The organism is Microcoleus vaginatus HSN003 (assembly GCF_022701255.1).
GTDB classification, from domain to species: domain Bacteria; phylum Cyanobacteriota; class Cyanobacteriia; order Cyanobacteriales; family Microcoleaceae; genus Microcoleus; species Microcoleus vaginatus_B.
On sequence record NZ_CP031705.1, the window covers coordinates 608,165 to 628,272 of the forward strand.

General features: G+C 46.4%; 17 protein-coding genes and 1 tRNA gene. 8 read left to right on the forward strand and 10 right to left on the reverse strand.

Annotated features, from left to right (window positions below; genetic code table 11):
* Positions 1-205: 205 nt before the first annotated feature.
* The 7 genes from D0A37_RS02640 to D0A37_RS02670 form a co-directional block, all read right to left on the reverse strand.
* Entirely contained in the window at positions 206-1,639 is a 1,434-nt protein-coding gene (locus D0A37_RS02640) for a site-specific integrase (protein ID WP_242720692.1), read from the reverse strand.
* 284 nt (positions 1,640-1,923) lie between these two features.
* Complete coding sequence (locus D0A37_RS02645) at positions 1,924-3,327, reverse strand: RNA-guided endonuclease InsQ/TnpB family protein (protein ID WP_242720694.1); 1,404 nt, start codon at positions 3,325-3,327, stop codon at positions 1,924-1,926.
* 20 nt (positions 3,328-3,347) lie between these two features.
* Positions 3,348-4,202 carry a KilA-N domain-containing protein gene (locus tag D0A37_RS02650; RefSeq protein WP_242720697.1) on the reverse strand — a complete coding sequence of 285 codons (855 nt, stop codon included), beginning with the start codon at positions 4,200-4,202 and terminating at the stop codon, positions 3,348-3,350.
* 180 nt (positions 4,203-4,382) lie between these two features.
* Positions 4,383-4,469: transfer RNA gene (locus D0A37_RS02655), tRNA-Arg, on the reverse strand.
* A gap of 28 nt (positions 4,470-4,497) precedes the next feature.
* Positions 4,498-5,181: a hypothetical protein gene (locus tag D0A37_RS02660; RefSeq protein ID WP_242720699.1), complete on the reverse strand. Its 684-nt coding sequence runs from the start codon at positions 5,179-5,181 to the stop codon at positions 4,498-4,500.
* Positions 5,182-5,370: 189 nt separating this feature from the next.
* Complete coding sequence (locus D0A37_RS02665) at positions 5,371-5,802, reverse strand: translation initiation factor (RefSeq protein ID WP_242720701.1); 432 nt, start codon at positions 5,800-5,802, stop codon at positions 5,371-5,373.
* Positions 5,803-5,910: 108 nt separating this feature from the next.
* Positions 5,911-6,414 carry a hypothetical protein gene (locus D0A37_RS02670; protein ID WP_242720704.1) on the reverse strand — a complete coding sequence of 168 codons (504 nt, stop codon included), beginning with the start codon at positions 6,412-6,414 and terminating at the stop codon, positions 5,911-5,913.
* 681 nt (positions 6,415-7,095) lie between these two features.
* On the opposite strand from D0A37_RS02670, the gene D0A37_RS02675 reads away from it, so the two are divergent.
* A complete protein-coding gene (locus tag D0A37_RS02675) occupies positions 7,096-7,449 on the forward strand; it encodes a pentapeptide repeat-containing protein (RefSeq protein ID WP_242720708.1) in 354 nt (117 codons plus the stop codon).
* Positions 7,450-7,548: 99 nt separating this feature from the next.
* Here the strand turns inward: D0A37_RS02675 and D0A37_RS28850 are convergent, their stop codons facing one another.
* Positions 7,549-7,671, reverse strand: coding sequence for a DUF8629 family protein (locus tag D0A37_RS28850; protein ID WP_278187142.1), 123 nt, complete (start codon positions 7,669-7,671; stop codon positions 7,549-7,551).
* 20 nt (positions 7,672-7,691) lie between these two features.
* On the opposite strand from D0A37_RS28850, the gene D0A37_RS02680 reads away from it, so the two are divergent.
* Positions 7,692-8,303, forward strand: a complete 612-nt coding sequence (locus D0A37_RS02680; RefSeq protein WP_242720711.1) for a DNA-3-methyladenine glycosylase — start codon at positions 7,692-7,694, stop codon at positions 8,301-8,303.
* A gap of 51 nt (positions 8,304-8,354) precedes the next feature.
* Entirely contained in the window at positions 8,355-8,654 is a 300-nt protein-coding gene (locus tag D0A37_RS02685; protein WP_006633230.1) for a hypothetical protein, read from the forward strand.
* 143 nt (positions 8,655-8,797) lie between these two features.
* Here the strand turns inward: D0A37_RS02685 and D0A37_RS02690 are convergent, their stop codons facing one another.
* Positions 8,798-10,294, reverse strand: coding sequence for a polysaccharide deacetylase family protein (locus D0A37_RS02690; protein ID WP_242720714.1), 1,497 nt, complete (start codon positions 10,292-10,294; stop codon positions 8,798-8,800).
* Between the two features lie 180 nt (positions 10,295-10,474).
* On the opposite strand from D0A37_RS02690, the gene D0A37_RS02695 reads away from it, so the two are divergent.
* The 5 genes from D0A37_RS02695 (at position 10,475) to D0A37_RS02715 (ending at position 17,591) form a co-directional block, all read left to right on the forward strand.
* Positions 10,475-11,203: an AIM24 family protein gene (locus tag D0A37_RS02695; protein WP_242720717.1), complete on the forward strand. Its 729-nt coding sequence runs from the start codon at positions 10,475-10,477 to the stop codon at positions 11,201-11,203.
* Positions 11,204-11,379: 176 nt separating this feature from the next.
* Entirely contained in the window at positions 11,380-12,183 is an 804-nt protein-coding gene (locus D0A37_RS02700) for a DUF928 domain-containing protein (RefSeq protein WP_242720720.1), read from the forward strand.
* A gap of 111 nt (positions 12,184-12,294) precedes the next feature.
* Positions 12,295-15,477, forward strand: a complete 3,183-nt coding sequence (locus D0A37_RS02705; RefSeq protein ID WP_242720723.1) for a CHAT domain-containing protein — start codon at positions 12,295-12,297, stop codon at positions 15,475-15,477.
* Positions 15,478-15,895: 418 nt separating this feature from the next.
* Positions 15,896-16,624: a response regulator transcription factor gene (locus D0A37_RS02710; protein WP_242720726.1), complete on the forward strand. Its 729-nt coding sequence runs from the start codon at positions 15,896-15,898 to the stop codon at positions 16,622-16,624.
* Between the two features lie 235 nt (positions 16,625-16,859).
* On the forward strand, positions 16,860-17,591 hold the full coding sequence (locus tag D0A37_RS02715) for a response regulator transcription factor (RefSeq protein WP_242720729.1): 732 nt from the start codon (positions 16,860-16,862) through the stop codon (positions 17,589-17,591).
* A 144-nt stretch (positions 17,592-17,735) separates the two neighbouring features.
* Here D0A37_RS02715 and D0A37_RS02720 read toward each other — a convergent pair whose 3' ends face one another.
* Positions 17,736-20,051 carry a CHASE2 domain-containing protein gene (locus D0A37_RS02720; RefSeq protein WP_242720732.1) on the reverse strand — a complete coding sequence of 772 codons (2,316 nt, stop codon included), beginning with the start codon at positions 20,049-20,051 and terminating at the stop codon, positions 17,736-17,738.
* Between the last annotated feature and the right edge of the window lie 57 nt (positions 20,052-20,108).

The following is a 20,108-nucleotide window of genomic DNA, read 5'->3' on the forward strand; positions in this document are numbered from 1 at the left end:
TAAGAGTTGCGATCGTCCGTCAAGACGATCGTCTAAAAATGTCATAATTATTCGGCTCCAAACGTTCTAACTCAACGATTTGGGGAAGTCGTGACTTGATTAGCGGTGGTACGCTAGTCAGTCGCGCATCAATCTTCCTTAGTTACTCACGATTGCAGACTTACAGTTCCTTGTCAACACAGGGACTGTAAAGTTTTGTTTCAAATTATTCGGCCAGCAACTCCATAACTTCGTCAAGCGTAATGCCGTAAATAGCGGCTAGCAGTTTGATACTTTTCCCGTCACTTCCCAACTGTTTAAGCACCCTGATCGCACTACCCAAGGGAATAGCTTCCGTTGTGGACTGAGTTAGTAAATCAATCGTTGTCTGAGTATTGGCTCGTTTTTTATAAATGCCTTCATTCATCTGTGTTGAATGCCCTAAGCTCTTAGCTCTTGTCTCCTGAGACATCCCCGCCATTTGACCATTGAGATTAGCTAGGTGACGTAAGGCGTGAGATTGGGTAAAGCCCTTATTCCATCTTTTTAAGGTAGCCCACGCACGGTCATTGTATGCACCAGAAATTGTCTTGGGATTGCTCGATGTCAACTTAACTTCAGGCAATTGCCCTAATTTAATTCCCAAGCGTTCGATTAAATCCGCGTGAGTGGGAGGAAGCATTGGTACACACAATCGATAGCCAGTCTTAGTCGTGGTTTCTAACTTTGTTCTTTCACCTACTACAGCAATCATTTTTGCGTTACTTGGTTCGCTTAGTGCCGGGATAGTAATGCCATCTTTTGTCTTAAACGGTTCGTTTACGTTCTGAATCGCGAACACTTCATGCACTCGAAAACCATACACCACCTGCATAGAGAATACCCACAGCCATCGTTTGCGTGACTCTAAGTTGTATCGCCTATCATCGGAGATAGCCAAAACTTCTTCGTGAAATCTCAAAAATTCATCAACTGATATAGATTGAAGGTCTTCTCTGAACTGTGTCTGCGTGCCGTTAATTTCTTTAAGGCGAATAAGCAAGTCAGTGTTGCCAACAGTCTCAGCAAGCTTACGCATAGCGCACAAGCAGTTTTTAAAACATTTAGTTCCTACTTGTTTGCTATGAACTACGAGCAGAATGTCTGCCAGGTTCAAGACTGTATTTTGTGGCAATAGCTTGAAATAGTGTCCGTAAACACATCGCCAACTATATTGGTGGCTAGCATTGTTCTTATCGCGCAATTGACGACGCTTTGTGTGTCCCTCCCAATATTCTTTCTCTACTTTTGCTATCGCTTCACCGAACGTCATCAAATCATTCTTGATGACGTTCTTTTCTAGAATCACATCATCATACCAAGCCAAGAACTGAGACTCGGTTTTTAGTGATTCTAGGGCGCTAGCGACTAGGTGAGCCCGCCTCAAAGCATCAGTAATCCCTTGCATTGTCAGGTAACACCCACAGGCTTTATTGACTCGCTTGACACCTAACTTGAATTGAAGTGTTATGTAGCCACCGCTAGCTTTGCTGTCTCTTTTTAGACCTACTCCTTTGGGGCATTCTTTTTGCGCTTGTTTAAAGTAGTCCAGAATCCGCTCATAGCCAATCAGGTAGTCAGCGGTGGTACTTGCTGTGACTGGATAAGATTTTTCGCTCATCTTTCGCTCCCTACTATAAGAATGCCGAGTTTGCTTGCTGTAGACAGCGTACAGCAAGTCGCTCAGTATTCGCTCAAATCCAAAACAGGACTTTCAGAGTGGGGACACAGAATAGCTAGAACGACGTAAAATCGTCGATTGAGAACTAAGCGCTAATTCAAATCCCACCCTCTCCGTTTTTGAGAAAATGCCCGGTTTTTGGGCAATCGCAACTTGGTCAGAGACACCTGATTTCAATTGACAGCCGTAAAGGCCGAGAGTTGATCGCTCAAACTCCCCTCCACTCAAATAACTCCAATTCCTGGAACTCTCTTAGGGTTCCCAGGCTCACCCACCAACGCGGATGATTTTCCCTGTCTTCCAACAGGCTCCTCGGGCGTACTTTTATCCTGTTTCCGAGGGACTCTCGGTACAGCCTCCAAATAGATTCCCAGTCCATCCAGACCGCGCTGCAAAATAACTTTTGCAGCATCCACATCGGCATCCTCATGATGACCGCATTCTTCACAGATAAATTTTTCCTGATCTCGATTTGTGGGACTGACATACCCGCACTCGCTGCATTCCTGAGAGCTAAAGTGAGGCACCGCTTCATAAACCAGAACGCCCGCCCTTTCGGACAAAATCTTGACTTTCTGTTTTAAGGAACCCCAAGCAGCATCAGCAATGGCTTTGTTCAGTCCTGATTTAGCAGATTGACCGTTAGGCAGATACTTTCCGTTTTCATCCTGCTTTGGTTTGCAGCGTGCCATCATGCCTTGAATATTAAGATTCTCAAACACAATCAGGTCAAACTGCTTGACCAAGCTATTAGCTATCTTCCATTGGTAATCCTCTCGTCGATTAGCAACTTTTTGTTCCAGTCTTGCTAAGCGCTGGCAGGCTTTTCTTCTGCGGCGGGAACCTACAACCTTGCGGCTGATAGCACGGTTTAGTCGCGATCGCTTCCGCTCCATCTGTTGATAAAATCTGGGATTGGCAATGGTTTGTCCCGTACTGAGAGACATTAACTTCTTGATACCCAGATCTACTCCTACTGCTGTTTTAACTTTATTCGCTGCGGGAACATCTGGAACTAACTCATCTTGCAACCGAACAGAAATATAAAAGCCATCTGCTTTTTTCCGCACAGTCACGGAACGAATGCTGAAACCGTGGGGAAACAGTCGGGACTGAAAAAACGACATCCACCCAATACCGGGAAGTCGGACTTTATTGCCTTTAAAGGCGACATCTCCAGGCGGGTAGGTGAAAGAGCGAAATTTACCATGCCGCTTTGTTTTCGGATATTTGCCCAATCCTCGGAAAAAGCGGCCAAAAGCAGCATCAACCTGTTTCAGCATTTGTTGCAAAACATGGTGAGAGATTTCTTTATACCAAGGACGCTCCTGCTTCATGTCAACCAAATTGGCATCTTGTTGAGCCAGCGGAGTCCTTTTCTTGCCTTTTGCTGTCCAAGGATTGCCGTACAAAGCACCTTTACTTAACGAGCAAGCCAAAGGGCAAGACTCAGCTTGAGTTTCGATCAAGCAGTAGTTCCCCATAACAGGGAATCTTGCTTGCTCGTAGGCTTCTGTCCGCTCTCTGATTCTGAAGTTGTACTGCAAGCGAAGCAAATGAATCCACCGCTCGATTGTTTGAGCTTGTTTGGGCGATGGATTCAGCTTGTAAACGTAAGCAAGCAGCATGGTGTACTAAGTTAACCAGGCTACTGATTCAGCAGATTAGCAACTTGCTGCGCTGTGGAATGGGAGATGCTAGCGCATGAGCTCACCCCATTAGGATTGAGTGTGTTGATCCGCTTTGCACTGAGAACTTTGGCAAAATCTGTAGCAGCCAGTTCCTCCATTGTCATGCCATCTTTGCAGTTTTGTCTTTTTTTCAATCCTCTGGCTGTTCGGAAATCTTCGGTAGTACCAATGATCGGCTGATACACCCTCGCCTTGCAATGAGCAAAGTGCAGTGGAACCTGAACCCCATGTTCATACAACGCTGCCTCGTAAAAGTCTTCTTTGGGAATAGAGTCAAGACGGGCTCCAATATATTCACGGCTTTTGCCTTGTTTTTCCCAATTCTTAACTGCCCGTTGCCGACTACGGCGAATGCCGAGTTCTGGATCTACTTGTTCTTCTATCCTTTCTTTGACCGCGTTTCGCGCCCAATCACGAAACTCTGTAGACAAGGATTCAGCATATTCGATGGCTATCTTGTCTATTGCATAAGTTCCACCGCCTATACCTCCCTGAATTGATATCAGACCAACATCTTTAGCTAATTTTCTGACTTGGCTTGCCCAAGCTCTGTATTTTTTGCATCCAGAGTTAGCGACGGGTTGTTCTGCAAAAGTTCTCTCCACAACGGGTTTTAACTCAAGCTTAGCTTCAAGCACTAATTCCAACAGCCATTCACAGATACGCCTCTGTATCAACCACTTGTCAAGCTCTTGGGATTTAACAGACCCCGCAGCTTTCCACATATCGGTCAGGCAGATTAGCCCACCGTTTTGCTGACAATGAATCACTAAACCTTTGTAATTGATGTTCTTACTCCGTAATTTACCCATCACAAAAAATCTCCACTAAAATCAAAAAATGCCTTGACATATTTCTGACCGTGTGGTAGTGGATAAGGGTTGACAAATGTGCTATGATAAAAGCACAAAAGAACTGTAGACCGCAAGAAATTAAATTCTTGCAGCTTAGGTGTATAGCCCAAAGCCATTACCAAGCAAGGTCGTAATCTGTGGGGATGGTGGGACTCGAACCCACAAAAACCCTGGCAGGTTATCCGGTTAGGAGCCGGATGCGTTTTCCTGTTCCGCCACATCCCCAAGTAAAATGCAGCGGCGATACTTTGAACTAGGAACTCAAAGCATCGTCGCTGTTTGTTAAGGAAAATCTCATTTGCGGTGTGATTATGCTGCTCGCAGTATTTGATGCTGATTGTTGGTTAAACGAATTTGAAGCATAAATATTTCGAGAAAGCTTCTTCCACCTTTTATATTGTGGCTCTGCGCCCCGACGCAATTCTACGCTCAAGGAGTTTTTGGCTCGCCAAAATTCCTCTTCAGATTCCGCGTCAAATATGGCTTCGACAATCCGATCGACTAGCATTGGCTCTTGACGAGCGTTCAAAATCTTTTCTATCGATTCTGCAAAGGTCAGCCCCACGTACTGAGGACGCTTCATCTCCATAGGGCTCCGCTGATGTCTGTTTTGAGAGCTGGCTTTTTCAAAACTGGCATCTTCAGAAGCAAGAGTAAAATTAGCTAGACCTCCTTTTAGATGTTCGTCTGCACCAAGAGAACTTGTCGAAGCTACTTGGCCCCCATTCAAAGTCAGTGTTTGTGTTTCCGGAAGCATTTCTGTCGGTGTTGATGCCACTTTCTTAGCAGCCACCACCGCCAGCATACCCTCGTAGTAAACAATACTTGCTTTTAGTTCTACAGCTTTCGCCTCTACCTGAGCTAGTTCTGACTTCTTCTGGTCAATTTGCTCTTTCAGCCATTTGACGTGCTGTTCGTGGGCAACATCCTGTGCCATAGCTGCTAAAAATCTCTCTGCTTCTCAGAAGATAACACAACAAAACAAATTTGGGAAGCAAAACATAAAAAAAATGCAAAACTCAACCTATCTCTAAATGACATAACATACTGCTGCTAGTTCTCAAGAAAAAAAAACACCCCCGCAGGGGTGCTGTTGCTTACCAGGTAATTTTTCTAGCCAACTGAGTTAACTAAAGCCTTCTTCATCGGCCGGGTCGCCGTAGGGATCTTCGCTGGCCGGGATCACATTGCCGAACATTCCAGCATCCGCTACGTAGTCTGCCGGGTCGCCGTAGGGGTCTTCGCTCGCCGGAGTCAGGTTGCCGAACTGTCCGTAGTCGGTACCCGCGTAGTCTGCGGGGTCGCCGTAGGGATCTTGGCTGGCCGGGGTCAGGTTGCCGTACTCTCCGTACTCAGCCGGGTCGCCGTAGGGGTCTTGGCTGGCTGGAGTCACGTTGCCGTACTCTCCGTACTCAGCCGGGTCGCCGTAGGGGTCTTGGCTGGCTGGAGTCACGTTGCCGAACTGTCCGGGATCTTGGTAATTGCCGTCAGGATCGAATTGCTCGCTGTCGGGCCCGACGATCGCATCTTTTAACTTCCGCAAAAATCCGTCTACCATGATAAAGTTCCTCTTTTTTATGTGTTGAAAAACGACTGTTTTAGATTGGGAATCCCAGATTTAATGGAAAGTCACGGAACCTGCAATCTAAAATCTCAAATGCTTAGACTACTGTGCGGGAACAGGACTTGTAGCTTCCGGCAAGGTAGTAAGGTCTCGACCGGTATTTTGGTTGTTGTACCCCTGGAATTCGCGGTAACGCGCTGCCTCGGACTCCGGAACTTGAATTCCTCCAGGCGGGGGCGTTACCCAGACGGCGCGATTCTGGGCATCGCGGTAGTAAACGCGACCGTTTTTGGAAAGGTAATGTTTTCCCTGCGGCCCCTTTTGTTGTTTATTTTTGTGCTGATTGTAGATGTAGTAAAGGGCCGCTGCTCCTGCTAAAGTAATCCCTACTTTTTGAGCATTGTTCAGTCCTTTTTTCGCTTGTGGGGGAGGAGTGGGGCGGCGATTAGTTTGCACTCCTCCAGCACGAGTGTTGTCAACAGGAGGCGGAGGAGCGGAATTTTGCTCGCTAGAACCGCAAGCACTCACAAAGGGAAATGTCAGCAGCGTTGTCAGCAGCAGAGCCATGAAGCGCGATCTTTTGGGTTCGGGTTTGATTGTGTTCATTGCCGCTCCGAATTGTCGGGATTACAGGTAGGGTGTGTTCTGGCGAGGTTGATGAACCTGAGCTGCTGCCAACAGTTTTTAGACTAAATTAATTTCTCAAAGCAATTTTGACAACAAAAGTAATTGCTGAGAAATTAACAGCGCAGGTACGGTATTGCCTTTGTATTCAATCATCCTCAACTCTCTCGGAAATTGGCTCATTCCAGGGATATAAATAAAGTTTCTTTTATTTCAGTCTGGAGGTATATGCCAAGGCGCGCCTTCGGGTAACAATAAATTCCGTTTGTGGACTGCTCAAAGCAAAGTGAAGCAGACGGACGGGACGAGTCCGAAACTCAAAGCAGCACTGGCGAGGGAAAGGAGGCGGGATGTATAAGCCCGGCGGTGTTTAATTGCGCCAGACTGCTTGGGGGAAATGCCTGCAATCTTATTGTGGGAGTTCGGCAATAGTGCGATCGCACTATTGCCGAAATCTATTAACAGCGATAGAAAGCCGCCGAAGATTTTCGGAGATTTATGAAATTAAAGAATTTAGTTATTGCTGGATTGTCGATCGCAGCTGTATTTACGGCGGCTAAATATCTAACTTTTTCTAATCAAAAAAACCAACTCAAGGAATTGCTGCAAACCAAACACTGTCCCGAATGCAATTTCATAAATGCCAACCTAAAATGATTAGACTTGCCAGGAGTCAACTTGCAGGGAGCCAACCTAGAAGGTGCTAACTTATCAGGAGCAAAATTGACCAATCCCAACCTCCAAAATGCCAACTTAAATAGAGCCAACCTGACGGGAGCTGATTTGGGGTGTACCGGCATCATTTTTAAGCTTGAGGCTAATGAAAAAAAAGCAAATATGGATTTTAATGTCAGCGCTGTTCCAGAACAGAATAACCCAGAAAATGCAGTAGTTGGTTTCAATATCAAAGCAACGGAGCGACGAGCGACCATGCGTTTTAACCTCATGGGAGGCGCTGACTTCTCGAATGCTAGCTTGCAAAAAGCTCAAATGCCTAATGGCACAATTCATCCTTAGTAAGACTAGGAAATACTGTTTATATTTATAAAATCGAAAGAAAACCGCTGCCTGTTTTTCAGGCAGCGGTTTTTTAAGGAACTAACTGCACGCCTAAAATTAGTGAGCAGAACCGTTACCGTGATACTTGTCAGTATCGTAGAATCCGTTTTTTGTACCGAAGAACAGACAGCAAACGGTGAAAATTGCTGTCAAGACTGCTAAAACTAACTTAACGTCCATAATTTACCTGCTGTTGTTGAGTGAGTGCAAATACTCAGATTGTAGAATCTTTTTGGCTGGCGCGGCCATCTACCAGCGTAGCGCCAGATTTACTGGGCTGTACTCTGGTGCGGCAGTTTCCGGACGGCGAGACGATTCGGGGAATGATTGTCGAAACCGAAGCTTACGGCCCAGGAGACCCCGCTTGTCATGCTTACCGACAGCGAACTCCTCGCAATGAGGTGATGTTCGGGCCTCCGGGTATGAGCTACGTTTACTTAATCTACGGGATGTATCACTGTTTTAACGTGGTGACGGATGCAGAGGGAGTTGCTAGTGCTGTGCTGGTTCGAGCTTTGCAGCTAGATGCGGTTCCCCAACAATTCGCTGGAATTCCCGAGAAGAAGCGATCGCGCCTCGCCGCCGGGCCTGGGAAACTGTGTAAGGTGCTGGATATCGATCGAACTTTAAGCGGTTTTCCCTTGGGTGCAGGCCAACCGCTGCGGTTGGAACACCGGAGCGAGAACTTTCAGCAAGCTGTGGAGGAGGGTACAATAAATTTTGTGCAAACTACGCGGATCGGGATTTCTCAAGGAATGGATTTGCCTTGGCGCTGGTATGTAGGAAACTCTACGGCTGTGTCACAACTCTAGTAATCTCAAAGGTGTCAGTATAAATTTTGTAGCCCTTATCTTTGTGAAATTATGGCTTACTCTTCTGAAAATCCGATCGTACAACTCAAAAAATGCCTAAGCCTGGTTCAGGATGTTAGCACTCACACCGAAGCCAACCGGGCCTTCGAGCAATTATGTGGGATTATCGATGCTGAAAACCCAATGGCGGCGCAACTTTTGGAAATGTTGTGGGAAGAAGCAATTATGGCGAGGCGATCGGCTTTATTTTGGCAACAAATGAGCGATGTAGAGAAAGATATGGCTAATAGAATGATGGAAAATATGACGCAGATGCGGCAAAATTATTTGCGGTTGATGCAGGAAATGTAGGCAGTAATTGGTAAGTCTGTGTTTGTAGTGAGGACTTTAGTCCTCTCTTTATCAATAAAGTTTTCTAGATGTAGGGTGCGTCAGGGCTGATATTTGAGGGGGCTCAAACAGTTTGTTTCCCGGGCACCCTACAATAAATTCTGCTACTTCATTAAAGCAGCGCCGCGGTTGTAAAGTTCGCGCGCGTAATCAGTCCAAGTTCCCTGTCCCCAATAGCGGAAACAGCTTGTTTGCAGCAACAAATTGTAAAGCAAAGCTTGCTGGTATTCAAACTGCTTTGTAACTGAAGCATCTTGCTGCACCAGGGGGTCGTATTTTTTGTGAAATGCAGCGCTGAGTAGATTCATCGGTTCCAAGACATTTTCGTAGCCTTTCACCCAGCTCAAATCGTTAGTCCAAGAAGCACCATCCATGTGAAAATTATGGTCGGTTTGCTTGAGTTGGGCGATCGCACTTTCGACCTTTTCCGGTGTTGCACTATCTGGATCGACTAGGTGCCAGATTTTATGCTGGTTAACCCCTTGACAAATAGGATAATCTTCAGGATTAACACCAGCCGCTTCAATTATCTCCAAATATTCAGTGCCGTTTAAACCAACAACACCGGATTTTCCCCCGCCTTGTTCGCGGTTTTCGTGCCAAGCTTTGACAAAAGCGCTGGGGAATTCATTCATCATCACGCCGCCATTTTCCCCGTCAGCAATCTGAGTGACTAAAGAAGGAATTGTGACATTGCCAATTTGCTGTTTATTGCGTCCTTTCGCTTCGTAATACGGCTGCATTTGACCGACCAATTTCGTATCCGAACCTTGGGTTTTAATCAAAGCAGTAATACTGATTGTTTCGCCGTGAGAATTGCGGGCAACTAAACGGTTGGGAATATATTTTTGGTCTTGCGACAATCCCGAACCGTCGGGATTTTCTACAGAATGTTCCTGCACCATCAGCCAGCGGTAGCCGCATTCTTTCAAAGCTTTGATGTATTCGTAAAGTGTATCTGGGTGATTGGGAAAGTGCATTTCTGGGGGCGAAAAACCTTTAACGCGCTTCAGGGCATCCAAGCCAAAAATTGCCGCAAAATGATGTTGCCATGCTTGAATTTGAAGTTTGATGTCGGGAATGGGAGTTGAAGGAATGACGGCGTGACTCCACATTGTCCCCAGCCATTCTACGTGAGGTTGATATTGAGGATCGCAGGTAATCCGCTTGAGATTATCAAAGATATCGTCGCGTCCCATTTGGCGCAATCCCCACAATAAGTTGCCCGAATAGTCGAGCATAATTCGCGGGTTGCAGCCTTCGGCAATCAGTTGGGGAATGAATTCTCCCATGCGAGAATAGCACCAAGCAAAGACTCCGGCATTGTGGTTGTCTCCTTGGTTGGGATGTTCAAACATATTCTGGAGATTGCTGATCAGTTCGCCGTTTGCACCTGCAGGAATTGTCGGTTGGTGCATATGGAGGGCGCAGGCGAATCCGGCTTGAATGTTTTCGAGGCGCAGATTTGTGGTAGGTAGAAAGATTGGTTCGTTGCTATTGGCTGCGGCACTGATTTCTGCTTCGGAGCCACAAATATTGGGCAATCCTGAGTTGATTTCTTGTAAAATCGGTAAATTGGGAGATTGTGCGATCGCAGGCATAAATTTTTCTCAACAATTGTGGAGGGGCGCTGTCTGCTATTGCTAATATAGCTAGATACTTTAACAGTAGCAGAGGATGTCTGCCAAAGATAAATTTCACAAGATAAGTCCGGGATCGGGACAGCCCCAAATCACGGGTCAAATGTTTAACACATTTCACGTAAATAGGCGAGGTATATTATGAAATACGAAATCAAGGTTTTGGAGCCAACGGATTTGTGGTATGTCCAAAATAATATCAATCCAGAAACCAATAAGTTTTACCATCCCACTAAAAATATTCCCCTCGTTCAGCAAGCGGAAATTAACTTGAACAATTCGGGAGTGATAATTCAAAAAGGTGCGCTGCATTGGTGTATGGGAAAATTGACTTCCGGTGTTTATAAAACGGATAACCGTTTGAAAGATATGTGGGTATCTTTGACAACGGAAATGGACTACAACGCTCCCGTATATCAAGGGACTGGTACGGTGAAACTGGAACCGAGACAAAAAGGCCATTTCCTGCATTATACGCCGATCGAGCTTTCGGATGCGGAGCAGTGGGAGTTTGATGACGGTATATTTCAGTTTTGTTCGGACAATGTAGTTATCGGTGCTAAAAAACTGAAATTCCGACAAGTGGCTGCTTCTAATGACGGTAGGTGGAGAATTGCTGTTACAGCTTTGCGCGAGCAAAAAGCTACTGTTGTAGCAGCTACAAATTCACCGGCTAAGATTGTCGAACTCAGACAAGGTGAAACTTTGATAGCTGATTGCGATTTGGTTAAAGGATTTACCAAGGGGATTGAAGAAGATTATCGAAAATTAGGCCATTTTGGCAAAGGGGGTGGAGAGGGTTATGTTTGGTATTATCAGGGGAAAGGTAAATTATTAGTATGTGAAAATGATGCTATGGGTTTGGGTTGAGCTGTTTCATTTTTAAGGTAGAGTTTGCTGGAGCGGTAGCGCGGAATTTTATTGGGCAAATATACTAAAAAAATTACGCGAAACTATAGACGCTAGCATAAAAAATCTGGCCTGATTATTTTCAGGGTGCAGTTGGAGCGAACTGAGATTTTACACCTCTACTTGGCGGATATTTTATGAATGTAACAAAACTGCTCCTACAGCAGGCGGCGCTTAATGTGCTTGTTGCTTTAACAATGGTTCAACCTGGATTGGCAGCGATGCTCGCTGATTCATCGGGGGAACCGAATTTTCTGCCACAGGTACTCGCATACGAGCCGCCCGCGCGCGGAGCTCCGGGCGATCGCAAAGACGCAGGCAGCCGCGATCCTCACAACTTTTTAGCTTTGATTCCCGCTACAAATATAGGGTTGACAGCGATCGCACATCCGACTTTTTGGCTGTACTTGCCGACTTCATTTCCTGATGACATTCCCTTTGAGTTTGTGCTGCGGGACGAACAGCAAGAGGTAGTTTTCCGAACAGTTTTTGAGCTAAAAAAAGCAGCGGGAATTGCGAGTTTTTCCTTGCCGCAAAATTCACCTACTCTGGAAACTGGCAAGAAGTATCAGTGGTGCTTTTTCTGCGGAAATATCTCCCGCCACGGGTGGGTTGAGCGGGTGGCAATGAAACCAGAAATTTTGGTTCAGCTAGAAACAGCATCGCTGAGGCAGCGCGTTTTGCTGTTGGCTAAACACGGTTTGTGGTACGAAACTCTCACAGAATTAGTTGCACTGCGCGGCAAACTGTTGAGCCAATTACAGGCAGCTAATTTAGAGGAGAGGCTGCTAATTTATGCTGAAAATGACTTGCGGTATGAAGCGCTAGCAGAGCTATCTGGATTTGAAAAAATATCATCTCTGGCGACTTTGGATGCTGACTGGGAGGCTTTATTACAGCATCCGTTTGTGCGCTTGCACGGGATAGTTTCACCACCGTAACACGCAAGATGCCTGTTCCACAAAGAGTAAGTTTTTTTGTGGGCCTTTTCTTAGCCCGCCCATCAGGAACAGGCAAGATGCCTGTTCCACAAAAATGAAGTCAACTAAGCCATGAAAGACTCGATATTAAGCGTCTACAATACTTTCAATACAGAGCCGATCGCCCATTGGTCATTTGATGAAGCAGGCAACTTGGCGAGCGATCGTCCCGAGATCCCTCCGGCGAACCTAATTGACAGCGTTTCCCGTGCTGTTGAACCATCACAAAACGGGCCGCCGGAAAGTTTGTTGCTGACAGGAGGTTACGTTACTTTTCCAGTAACTCCTTTACTGGATATCGGCACGGAAGACTTTTCTATTTGTGCCTGGATTCGCACGGGAGATGCCGGAATTGCTAAAATTATCGAGAAGCGAGTTGAAAATTCCGGCCCCAGGCAAGGCTGGTCTTTGTTTATTTATCAAGGCAAAATTAACCTGCAAATAGCGGATGCAAAAAATTGGCTAAACTGTGGTGGCGACTATCATGAAAAAATTGATACTTTCCCTGTTGTTAGCGACGAGCGATGGCATCATGTTGCAGTAACAGTCGATCGCGATCGCATGAATGGCGGGCGCTGGTATGTCGATGGCAAGGAAGTAGGTTGGCGGTTCAGACCAATAGACCAACAAGGTTCTCTCAGCAATAATAGGCTCCTAACTCTTGGCAGGCGATCGGACGATTTTGGCGGTATTTTTCGGGGCAATATTGCAGATATTCGGCTATACAAAAGGGTGCTGTTGGCAGCCGAGGTGCAGTCGATATATCGAGCAATTCAGTCTCCTATTAATAATAAAATTGTTGTTCCCGATCGAATTATGAAAAGAGCAGCAAGACAGCCCCGCGAGAAAGATTCCTCCTGGGACAGTGCTAATACTTCCCTGGAAAGATACTCGCAGGCGATCGAATACTATCAGCAGTCGCTAAATATTCATAAAAACAGTGGTAACCGCTACGGAGAAGCGAACTCTCTGAACAATCTAGGCGAAATTTACAGTTTGCTGGGGGAATACTCGCAAGCAATTCACTGTTACCAGCAGTCGCTAAATATTCAGCGAGACATCGGCAACCGCAGTGGAGAAGCTGCTTCCCTAAACGCTTTGGGAAATATTTACGATGCCCTGGGGGAATACTTGCAAGCAATTGACTGTTACCAACAGTCGCTAAATATTGAGCGAGAAACCAACAACCGTCACGGAGAAGCTAGTTCTTGGCGCGATTTGGGGAGTGCATATTATTCCCTGGGGGAATACTTGCAAGCAATTGAGTGCCAGCAGCAGTCCCTAGATATGGCGCGAAAAATCAACTCTAAGCATAGAGAAGTGAACTCCTTGAACGCTTTGGGCCGTACATACGTTTCCCTGGGGCAGTATCAACGGGCGATCGAATACTCTCAAGAGTCTTTGAATCTTGCCCAGAAAATCGACAACCGCTATGGGGAAGCGAATTCCTTGGTGACTCTGGGCAATGCTTACAGTAATTTGGGGAATTACTTGCGGGCGATCGAATTCTACAAACAGTCCTTAGATATTCAGCAGGAAATGGGCGATCGCTCTGGGCAAGCGACTTCCTGGCGAAATCTTGGCAATGCTTACCGCTGTTTGGGGCAGTGCCAACGGGCGATCGCATACAGCCAGCAGAGTTTAACGATCGCGCGATCGATCGGCGAAAGGGCGTCAGAAGGGGCAATTCTCAACAATTTAGGACTAGCTTTCTTTGACTCTGGACAGTTTACAGAAGCTGAAACAGTCCTCCGCAATGCGATTCAAATTTGGGAATCGCTTCGAGGAAGATTGGGCAAAAACGATAACTTTAAAGTATCTATTTTTGAAACCCAAGCAGCAACTTACCGCCACCTGGAAAAAGCCCTGCTCGCCCAGTCAAAAACAGAACAGGCGCTGGAAATTTCCGAGCGGGGGCGGGCGCGGGCTTTTGTGGAGTTACTGACTGCTCGGTTATCTGCTAATTCTGATGCGATACCCAATATTAAGACACCTACGATCGAGCAAATTAAACAAATTGCTAAAGCACAAAAGGCAACTTGTGTCGAATATTCTATTTCTTTTTTAGAAGAACTTTTTATTTGGGTAATTCAGCCGACGGGCGAAATTGCATTTCGCCAAGTTGACCTCAACTATCAACATACTCCGCTCAAAGACTTGGTTCCCGACTCTCGCGAGGCGATCGGCATCAGGAATCGCGACTTCAATCCCACTCTAAAAATTGACCCAGGCGATTTAGTTAAACTCCACGACGATGCCCCTAATTGGGAACCTTGGCAAGTCATATCTGTTGACGAAACACACAGCATTCTCTCGCTCTGGCAATCCTCTTGGCCTGCAGGCTTGACTATTCCCAGACCTAGGATTGATGTAACAGCAAAAGTGCAATCGAGTCGCACCAATCACCCGCGCTTGCAAAAACTCCATCAACTGTTAATCGAACCGATTGCTGATTTGTTGCCGACAGATCCACAAGCCAGGATTATCTTTATTCCTCAAGGCGAACTGTTTTTCGTTCCCTTTCCGGCCTTGCAAGATGCTGCGGGAAAATTCTTAATTGAAAAACATACTATTCTGACTGCTCCTTCGATTCAAATTCTGGAATTAACCAGCCAAAAACGACAAGAGATTTCTGATTGGGCTGGGGACATTCTAGTAGTAGGAAATCCGACTATGCCCGAAGTTGCTCTAGTACCGGGAAAACCCCCGCAGCAGTTATCTGCTTTGCCGCATTCAGAAACCGAAGCTAACGCGATCGCCCAATTGTTCCAAACTCAAGCCCTGACGGGCAATTCGGCTACCAAAGCTGCTGTACTTCAGCGGTTGCCAAACGCCCACATTGTCCATTTTGCCACCCACGGATTGCTCGATAACATTCGCGGGCTCGGCAGTGCGATCGCCCTTGCACCCGATCGCGCCGATAGCGGTTTGCTGACTGCTGAGGAAATTTTGAACCTGCACCTCAACGCGGATTTGGTAGTTTTGAGCGCGTGCAATACCGGCATGGGGCGGATTACCGGCGACGGCGTTATCGGTTTGTCTCGCGCTTTAATTTCGGCTGGTACGCCTAGTGTGATTGTGTCTTTGTGGGCGGTGCCGGATGCTCCTACAGCCGATTTGATGGTGAAATTTTATCAAAATCTCGATCGAACAGGCAACAAAGCTCAAGCCCTGCGAAACGCCATGCTGGAGACAATGCAGCAGCATCCAAATCCCAGAGATTGGGCGGCTTTCACACTGATCGGCGAAACATAATTGATTAAATTTTGTAAACAATTGCCAAAACTGCGAAAAAATTAGTCTTTTGGCTGAAAGCTCCACAGAAACTCGATCGCGCCAGGAGCGATAAGTCATGTGTCGATTTAATTTCTTCAAAAAAGTCACGCTTGCGATCGAAATCGGGGCAACTACGGGGGGACTGCCCCTACTGCACAAACTTTAGTCCACTCCTAGCGGACTAAACAATAAAGACTGTTTTCATACACTTGCTCGCTTTCCTAACTTTGCACCATTAATATCGTTTCCGGTTGCATCGGAATAATAAAATCGAGTCAACAGTTAACACTCAACCATTCCGTTTTTCGCTCCCGAGTCAACAGTCAACAGTCAACAGTCAACAGTCAACAATCATTCCGGTACAACCGGAATTGATATAACAATAAACTCAAAGATTATGACAATATCTGCCGATCAAAAAGCCAAAATTCTGGTTGTAGAAGACGACGACTCTATCCGCAGTCTCATCTACCGCTTTCTGAATCAAACATATCAAGTACAATTTGCCGCAGACGGCAAAACTGCTCTCGAAATTTTTGAAGAATTTAACCCAGTTCTTGTCATTTTGGATTGGAATTTGCCCGATACTACTGGCTATCAACTTTGCCAAGAAATGCAGAAGCGCACTAATGTTTTAGTCGCGATTCTCAGCAGCCGCACCGCCCAAGAAGATCGCATTAAAATCATGAAAGCAGGTGCCGATGATTTTATGTGCAAACCCTTCTGTCTTGAAGAATTGGCAGTTAGAGTAGAAGTCTTGTTGAGGCGGGCGAGATCCGTCAATCCGCCCAACCTTGTCTTCGGCCAATTAGCGATCGATTTACTGAGTAGGGAGGTGAGATTGAAGGAGCAACTTCTAACCCTGACAGCCTTAGAATTTGAAATATTGTGTTTTTTGGCAACTCATTCGGGTAAAGCTTGCAGCCGCCAACAGCTAATCGAAAAAGTTTGGGGGTGGAAATCCAATTATGGAGCAGAAGAGCGAGTGGTGGACGTGCATATCGGCCAAATTCGCAGGAAAATGGCTAAAGTTGATGCCGCTGTTCCGAATTTTATTCAAACTGTTCGGGGATACGGTTACACTTTCGCTGCGAGCGCTCGCAGGGACAGGGTAGTTGGTAATTGAACAATCATCATAATTCCGACTGGTTCCTAGATAGAGCGCGCGAACCAGTTAATTCGCTATTGTCCCACCCCATACTCGTCTTTTTAAAGGGAGTAGGGGTTGAGTAGGGGGCAAGCTAAGGGCGCATCTACGGGGAAAAAAAACACGCCCTATAGGATATCGAGGGGCTAATCAAAAGACAGCATACTGCCTCGATTTTCTAAAGTTTGAACCATTAACAAGAGAGTCAAAAATTATGACGATATCTACCGAGCAAAATTCCAAAATTCTGGTTGTAGAGAGTGAGGCTCCCGTCCGTAATTTCATCGACGGCTATCTGAATCAGACATATCAAGTACAATCTGCTGCCGACGGAAAAACAGCTTTAGAAATCTTTGAGGAATTCAACCCAGTCCTCGTAATCGGGGATGGGAATTTGCCCGATAATATCGGCGTTAAACTTTGCGAAGAAATGCAGAAACGGAAGAATGTTTTTTTACTCGTGATTTTCAGCAGCGTTACAGGCGAAGAAGCTCGAATTAAAATTATCAAAGCAGGTGTTGATGATTTTATCGGCAAACCGTTCAGTTTTGAGGACTTGGCAGTTAGAATAGAAATCTTGTTGAGGGAGATGAACACCGTCACTCCGCGCAATCTTGTCTTCGGTGAACTAGGGATCAATTTAATGAGTAGGGAGGTGAGATTGAAAGAGAAAACTTTAGCTCTGACCGCCTTAGAATTTCAACTCTTGTATTTTTTGGCAACTTATCCAGGTAAAGCCTGGAGCCGCCAACAGCTAACCGAAAAAGTTTGGGGATGGAAATGCAATGACCCACGAGACGAGCAAGTGGTTGACGTGTATATCCGTCTGATTCGCAGGAAAATGGCTAAAGTGGATTCGGCTGTTCCGAATTTTATTCAAACTACTCACGGATACGGTTACACTTTCGCTCCGAGCGATCGCAATAACAAGCTAGTTTCTAAGTGAATAGTCTGGGGAGCGTGAAGCATTTGGGCATAAAATCAAAGGTGGGAAACATGAATTGTCGCCCAAATGCTCCACCTCTACATCTCTCGAACGGCTGGAGATTATTTGTTGGCGATGTCCTCTAACGATTGCCAATTGATATTGTCATTTCGGCCGAAAAGTAAAAACGATCGCAATTAAACCCGCTGCTACCATTGCCAAAGCTGAGGGTACCAAAGGCAGCCACCAGCCCCCGATTAGCAAAAACCAGCAAATCCCGCACGAAATCCCCGCAGATGCGATCGCTCCCGACACCACGTGCAGCCTGCGTCGGCTGACAATCGCGATCGCGCTACCAACTGCTGCCCAACCCACAATCCACAGCATTTGGGCCCATTCAGGAGCAATTTGCAGCAGCGGGCGCCGATCCAAAACAGCGCTGATAATTTGACTCGACATTTGCGCTTGAATTAATACCCCCGGCATTTTCTCAGAAGGTGATTCTCCCGCACTGTAGGGCGTCAAAAAATAATCTGGATTGGAAATCGGGGCAGTCACGCCAATAAAGATAATTCGGTCTTTTATCAAATTGGCATTGACTTTTTCTTCTAACAGTTCGGTCAGCATGACTCGGCGAACAAAATTTTTGGGTTGTCGGTAATTGAGTATTATTTGAAAACCGCGATCGTCCAAGTTTTGATAAGCGCCTGTACGGCCGTGAATCGGTGCAAAAACTGCATTACCCAGCCTGATCTTATCTCTGGGAAGAGATTCCGGTTGGATGCCTTTTGCTGCTAGGTAATGGAGGGCAGCCCTCGCGCTCAAAGAGTGTTCTGTAGTACAAGGATCGCTGCTGTGTGGCTGCATAAACAGCAAGTGGCGGCGGAGAATGCCGTCGGCATCTGTCACCACATCGCTGAACCCGAGGCGCTCTTTTGGCAGTGCGGGCGGCGGTTTGATGCCGTATTTGTTGGGTTTGCCGATTTCTTTGACGCTGCACAAACCAATTAAATTTCGATCGCCCTGAAAGCGAGCGGCTAATGCTGCATAACCGGGTTGTAAAGGGCGATCGCGGAAGATATCCAGGGCGATCGTTTGCGCCCCATCCTGTGCCAATTTTCCCACTGCTTTTGCGATCGTCGCATCCGGCAGTGGAAAGCCGTATTTGTTGATATCCATTTCCGTGGCTTCCACCACCAGCAAACGCGAGTCTGAGCTTTCAGCAGGACGCAGCCGCATCAGTTGGTCAAAAGCGTGCAATTCCAATATCTGGAGCAAGCCCAGCGATCGCGCTCCCATGACAGAAACAGCAGCAGTTGCGATCGCCAACAGCCCGATCTGAAAGCGGCGCAGCCGAGATAAAGATGGCGGATTGCTGACAGTTTCCGGCTCGGCTTTGTGCAGCAACTCTTGCCAAGTTGGCGGCTTGGAAGCCGGATTTTGACAAATAATCGGCAGCCAATCCGCGCCGGGAATTTCTGAGTCTAATTCTGCCAATCTTTGCCTCGCGAGGCGCACTGCCACATACAAAGATTCCCCCCTGCAAAAAGCTTGGAGAAAATACTTTAAAAAAGCTTGGGCAGCTCGATCGCACACCGGTTCCCGCATTACGATCGTTTGCGGGATGCCCAAATCTTCAAGCTGTCGCCCTATTCCCAATCCATCGCAGGAATTCAAAATAGCTAACTGCAAGCCGCTGCTAACCGCTAGCTTGAAACCGTGTGTCAGTTCTTCTACTGTTAAACTCTCGGTTTGATTGATATAAAATTTACCCGAGCGACCGTCGCTGCGGGTGGAACTGTGTCCGGCAAAAAATAAGATATCCCAGCTTTTTTCCCAAAGCTGATCGCCGATTTGGCAGCGACTTGGTTCTACTAAAAAAGTAACTTCTGCGGAGGGCAATCCTGCAAGTAGAATTCGATCTTGCTCAATATCAATTTTTTGACTGTTTCCCAAAATTGCTAATATTTTTACGCAGCCTTTAGCGGGATTTCTGTTGGTGATAGTCGGTTTTTTATAAGTGGCGGGGCTCAAAGCTATTTCGGCTTTCGGGTAGCGCTCAAAAATATCCCAACAGTACCAAGGCAGCCGCCGCAAATCCATGTCGTCAGTTTTGATTAAAAATCGAATCGTGTCCGACGGCATTAATTGTTCGAGCAATGTTTCTTTGAGTTTGCGAAACGGTTCGGAGTTGAGCCAGCTATTGATTTGCTGGCTTAACTGTTCCCGCAACAAGTGGCATTTGGACAACTGTTCTGCACGAGAGCCCATAATGCTAATTTCGATCGGCTTAATGCGGAAATCTCCCAAACTGCGGTAGGTTGACTGCCAGCGATCGTAGTGTTCCGCTATTTCTGGTTTCGGAGGCAGGAAGGCTTGGATTTCCACTGCGGGCCGATCTCCTTCCGCGCCGATTTCCAGAGAAACTCGCACCCCTTTTAGCAAGTTATCATCTAGCTTCAAAACAACTAATTTCGGCATTGCTAACAACTGATAAGCCCAGGCGCATCTAAATTTTACAGTCACAGCGCGATGAAA